Here is a 5,150-nt window from a genome sequence, read left to right on the forward strand (position 1 = left end):
GGCCTCGAACAGCATGGCGGCCGCACCATCGAAGGCGTCGGCGTCCGAGTGGCTCAGCGGATCCTGGCGATGACCTGTGCAATCTGGCACAACCGCACCATCGGCGCACCCATCACCAGGTCACTGACCGCCTACGACCACTGAGCCACATCGGAACTATTCGTCTAGTCGTGCGGCGCGCAGGGGATCTCGATGGTGACCAGGGTCGGGCCGCCGGCCGGGCTGCTCAGGGCGAGCGTGCCGTCGAAGGGGCCGAGGCGGCGCTCCAGGCCGCGGAGCCCGGTGCCGGCGTCCAGGTCGGCGCCGCCGCGCCCGTTGTCCGTGATGGCGATCCTCAGGGTCCGCTCGCGCCCGCTGTAGTAGATGTCGAGCCAGGCGTTGCTCGCGCCGGAGTGCTTGGCCGCGTTGGTCAGCACCTCGCTGATGGCGAAGTACGCGGCGGACTCGACGGACTCGTCGAGCCGCCCAGGCAGCTCGACGTCCACCTCGACCGGCAGCTGCATGCGCAGCGCCAGCGCCTTCGCCGCGTCGCCCAGGCCGCGCTCGGCCAGCACCGGCGGGTGGATGCCGCGGACCAGGTCACGCAGTTCGGTCAGTGCCTCGGCGGAGCTGGCACGGGCCTGGGCCAGCAGCTGCTTGGCCTGCTCGGGGTCGCGCTCGATCAGGGCCTCGACGGTGCCCAGGCTCATGCCCATGGCCACCAGCCTGGCCTGGGCGCCGTCGTGCAGGTCGCGCTCGATCCGGCGCAGCTCGGCCGCCGCGCCGTCCACCGCGTCGTGCCGGGTCTCCGCGAGCCGCTCCACCCGCTGGGCGAGCAACTGCCGCTCGGAGAGGCCGATCAGGGCCCTGGTCATCAGGGCCTGGCCGCGGATCACCGGGCGGCCGACGTACTGGGCGAGCACACCGAAGCCGAGGCCGACGACGGCCGCGAGGACGGCGGTGAACCAGGAGCTCACGGGCACGAAGGCGAACCAGAGGGTGCCGCCCGCGTTCACGATGGGGACCCAGACGCCGGCGAGCAGCACCAGACCCCAGACCGCGTAGCCCTGGAGCGTGAACGGGATCAGGGCGAGCACCAGGCCGGCGACGGCGTCGACGAGCAGCCAGCCGGCCTCGCGCCAGGTGGTCTGGTCCCGCAGCATCACCATGCAGCGCTCGACCTGCCCCGCGATGCCGCCCCGGCCGCCGGCCGGCGACCGGTAACCGGCGGTGATGGTGATCCCGAACCAGTCGGCGGCCAGCCGCCGCCGGAGGTTGGCGTGGGCCCGGACGGCGTCGACGACCAGCGGTGTGGTGAGGACGCCGACGCCGATCGGGATCAGCGCGACCGAGACCGTGAAGAGCACGAACAGCAGCGTGGACACCCCGATCGTCAGCGGGATGAGGAGCAGCCCCTGAGCGCTCGCCAGCAGGGCTTCGCGCAGCCGTCGCCTGTCCATGTGTTCTTCGACCTCTTCCGTGCCCGTGCCGTCCGTGCTCACAGTCTGCTGGCCAGGTCCGGCACGCGTCACGGGGGGCAGCTGCCCGACACCTGGGTGTACCTGGATACACCAGGGGGCGCGAACGGCGGAGGGCGCGCCCGCCGAAGGTCGGCGGGCGCGCCCTCGCGCGCCGCTGTGCGGGTGCCTCCCCGGACCCGCGCCCGAGCTGCTGGCCGTGGGCCGGGGAGGCGTCTTGGGGAGCCCGTGGGCTCAGACCAGGCCGGCCTCCGCCAGCTCGGTGCAGGCGGTGTCGACCAGGAGCCGGGTCACCACGTAGGGGTCGCAGTTGGCGTTGGGGCGGCGGTCCTCGATGTAGCCCTTCTTGTCCCGCTCGACCTGCCACGGGATGCGGACCGAGGCGCCGCGGTTGGAGACGCCGTAGCTGTACTGGTCCCAGGGGGCCGTCTCGTGGGCGCCGGTGAGGCGGTCCTCGACGCCGACGCCGTAGTTCTTGATGTGCTCCAGCGGCTTGCCGTCCTTGCCCAGGGACTCGCAGGCGGCGATGATCGCGTCGTAGCCCTCGCGCATGGCCCTGGTGGAGAAGTTGGTGTGCGCGCCCGCGCCGTTCCAGTCGCCCTTGGCCGGCTTCGGGTCGAGGGTGGCGGAGACGCCGAAGTCCTCGGCGGTGCGGTAGAGCAGCCAGCGCGCGATCCACAGCTGGTCGGAGACCTCCAGCGGGGAGAGCGGGCCGACCTGGAACTCCCACTGGCCCGGCATGACCTCGGCGTTGATGCCGGAGATCCCGAGGCCGGCCTTGAGGCAGTTCTCCAGGTGCGCCTCGACGATGTCGCGGCCGTAGATCTCGTCCGCGCCGACGCCGCAGTAGTAGCCGCCCTGCGGGGCGGGGAAGCCGTTCTCCGGGAAGCCGAGCGGGCGGGAGCCCTTGAAGAAGGTGTACTCCTGCTCGATGCCGAAGATCGGCTCCTGGGAGGCGAACCGCTCGGCGACCGGGCGCAGCTGGGCGCGGGTGTTGGAGACGTGCGGGGCGCCGTCGGCGACGTTGTAGACCTCGTTCAGCACCAGCAGGTGGTCGCCGCCGCGGATCGGGTCCGGGTAGCTGGCGACGGGCTTGAGGATGCAGTCGGAGGCGTGGCCCTCGGCCTGGTTGGTGCTGGACCCGTCGAAGCCCCACTCCGGCGGCTCGACGCCGTCGGCCACGATCTTGGTCTTCGAGCGCAGCTTGGCGGTCGGCGAGGTGCCGTCGATCCAGATGTACTCGGCCTTGTAGCTCACGGTCGTGCTCCTCCGGGAGGTCATCGCGGGTGCGTCACAGCGCTGAGCGCCCGTCACGAGGCCCGGGTACCGCACCGGACATCGACACGGTCGCCTGGTCAAACCCTCACCACCTGGCATTTCCCGCCAGTTGCCCGACTGTTAAGGAGCTGTGAACTACGTTTCGGCGGGAATACCGGCGCCGTGTGATCCCCAGGCCGCCTACGCTGATCGCCGTCGCGATCGGAAGAGAGGCACCGCCATGAGAATCGGACTGCTCGGAACCGGACCCTGGGCGCGGCTGACCCAGGGGCCAGCGCTCGCGGAGCACCCGGAGGCGGAGTTTGCGGGGGTCTGGGGGCGTCGACCGCGGGCCGCGGCCGAGCTCGCCGGCCGGCTCGGCACCCGGGCCTACGACAGCGCGGACGAACTCCTCGCGGACTGCGACGCGGTGGCGTTCGCGCTGCCCCCCGACGTGCAGGCGCCGCTGGCGGTGCGGGCCGCGGCGGCCGGCTGCCACCTGCTGCTCGACAAGCCGGTGGCCACCACGGTCGAGGCGGCGCGCGAGCTGGCGGCCGCGACGCGGGCGGCCGGCGTGGCCTCCGTGGTGTTCTTCACGCTGCGGTTCGCGCCCGAGACGGCGGCCTGGGTGGCCGCGCAGAGCGGCGCCGACGGCTGGCTGACCGGCCGCGTCGACTGGTTCTCGCCGGTCTTCGGCGGCGCCGACACCCCCTACTCGGACTCGGCGTGGCGCAAGGAGCGCGGCGCGCTGTGGGACGTCGGCCCGCACGCGCTGTCGCTGCTCCTGCCGCCGCTCGGCGACATCGTCGGCCCGGAGGGCGTGGTGGCGGCGCGCGGCCCCGGGGACATGGTGCACGTGGCGCTGCGGCACGTCTCGGGCGCGTCCAGCACGCTGACGCTCTCGCACACCGTGCCGCCGCAGGCGTCCGCCGTCACCGCCGAGCTGCGCGGCGCGGCCGGGGTGACCACGCTGCCGGAGCGCGCGGACGGCGGCGCGGTGCGGCCGTTCCTGCGGGCGGTGGACGCGCTCGTCGAGTCGGCGAGGACCGGCGTGCCGCACCCGTGCGACGTCCACTTCGGGCTGCGGGTCACGGAGATCCTGGCCGCCGTCGAGGCGAAGCTCCCCGCGCAACACCGTTAGGCGCCGCCGGCCGCCGGAAGTCAGAAGGCGGAAGGCGGAAGGCGGAAGTCAGAACCGCAGTTCCCAGTCCTCGCCGTTGGCCGGGGGGCCGAACCTCGTGTGCGGTGTGGTGGCCACCAGGGTGAAGCCGGCGGCCCGGTAGATGCGGCGGGCGCTGGTGAGCACGTCGTTGGTCCACAGCACCATGCCGTGGTGGCCGGCCTCGCGGGCGAACCGCACGGCCTCGGCGACCAGCGCCCCGCCGATGCCCAGGCCGCGGGCGGTCGGCTCGACGAGGAGCAGCCGGAGCCGGGCGGCCGGCCGCCCGGCCACGGTGTCGCCCTCGTCCACGCAGAACGCGGAGCCCACGGGTTCGCCGGCGTGCTCGGCGATCCAGCAGGACTCCCTCGCCGGATCGTGTTCGGCGGCGAACCGGCCGACGGCCTGGGCGACCAGCGCCTCGAAGCCCGTGTGCCAGCCGTAGCCCTCGGCGTAGCTGACGGCGTGGCGCTGGACGACCCAGCCGAACTCGCCGGTCTTCGGCGGACGCAGCCGGAAGCCGGGCTCGGGCGGCCGGCCGTGGTCCAGGCCGAGCAGGCGGGCGACGGTGTCGAGCGCGGCGAGCAGCCGCTCGCGGTCGGACGCGGTCAGCCGGTGGATCTGTTCGCCGATCACCGAGTTGGAGCGGGCGTCGAGCAGGGCGACGGCGTCCCGGCCGGCGGGGGTGAGCCGGATCAGCTGACGACGCGAGTCCTCCGGGTCGCGCTGGCGTTCGACGAGCCCGGTGGCCTCGGCCTGGGTGAGCAGCCGGCTGAGCTGGCCGGCGTCCATGTCGACGGCGCGTCGGAGGTCGGTGACCCGGGTGTGCTCCCGGCCTGCCAGCTCCCAGATGACGCGGGCCTCGGGCAGCGAGTGGGGCGTGCCGAGGCGGTGCGCGTAGTCGTAGGCGCCGACGAGCTTGACGTAGTCGCGGTTGAACTCCCTGATGCGCCGGACGACTTCGGTCGTCGGCGAGGAGGCGGCCGGGCCGGTCGTTGACTCGATCATTGACTCAGTCAAACGTATGCCGGCGTGCCGCGTCAACGGTGGTGCGCCGGGTGCGGTGAACGGGTGTCGCTGGGCGGGGGCCCGGTGTGGCCGGCCGGCCGGAGCGCCGGGCCGTGAGAACAGTTGATCATGTCATCAGATTCATCATATTCATCTGATAAGTCGGGTGGTGGGTGGTCCCGGATCCCGCGCCGCACCGTGATCGGGCTGGCGGCCGGCGTCGGCCTGATCGCCCTCAACCGGATACTGCTCCACTCCGAGGACGCCCC

The 5,150-nt window shown here is 73.1% G+C and carries 4 protein-coding genes and 1 pseudogene; 2 read left to right on the top strand and 3 right to left on the bottom strand.

Going from position 1 to position 5,150, the window contains the following annotated elements; all coding sequences use genetic code 11:
• Nucleotides 1-144: pseudogene (locus E1283_RS39225) on the top strand (IS982 family transposase); the annotation flags it as partial.
• Nucleotides 145-164: 20 nt separating this feature from the next.
• Here E1283_RS39225 and E1283_RS31335 read toward each other — a convergent pair.
• Both E1283_RS31335 and glnII read right to left on the bottom strand, forming a co-directional pair.
• Nucleotides 165-1,439, bottom strand: a complete 1,275-nt coding sequence (locus E1283_RS31335; RefSeq protein ID WP_132821553.1) for a sensor histidine kinase — start codon at nucleotides 1,437-1,439, stop codon at nucleotides 165-167.
• Between the two features lie 252 nt (nucleotides 1,440-1,691).
• Complete coding sequence (glnII, locus tag E1283_RS31340; RefSeq protein WP_132821554.1) at nucleotides 1,692-2,714, bottom strand: glutamine synthetase; 1,023 nt, start codon at nucleotides 2,712-2,714, stop codon at nucleotides 1,692-1,694.
• 241 nt (nucleotides 2,715-2,955) lie between these two features.
• Between glnII and E1283_RS31345 the strand changes: the two genes are divergently transcribed.
• The gene (locus tag E1283_RS31345; protein WP_132821555.1) at nucleotides 2,956-3,855 is read left to right on the top strand and encodes a Gfo/Idh/MocA family protein; all 900 of its coding nucleotides are present in this window, start codon (nucleotides 2,956-2,958) and stop codon (nucleotides 3,853-3,855) included.
• 48 nt (nucleotides 3,856-3,903) lie between these two features.
• Here E1283_RS31345 and E1283_RS31350 read toward each other — a convergent pair whose 3' ends face one another.
• Nucleotides 3,904-4,881, bottom strand: coding sequence for a helix-turn-helix domain-containing GNAT family N-acetyltransferase (locus E1283_RS31350; protein ID WP_132821556.1), 978 nt, complete (start codon nucleotides 4,879-4,881; stop codon nucleotides 3,904-3,906).
• Nucleotides 4,882-5,150 lie beyond the last annotated feature (269 nt).

It is taken from the genome of Streptomyces hainanensis, from assembly GCF_004348415.1.
Classification (GTDB): Bacteria; Actinomycetota; Actinomycetes; order Streptomycetales; family Streptomycetaceae; genus Streptomyces; species Streptomyces hainanensis.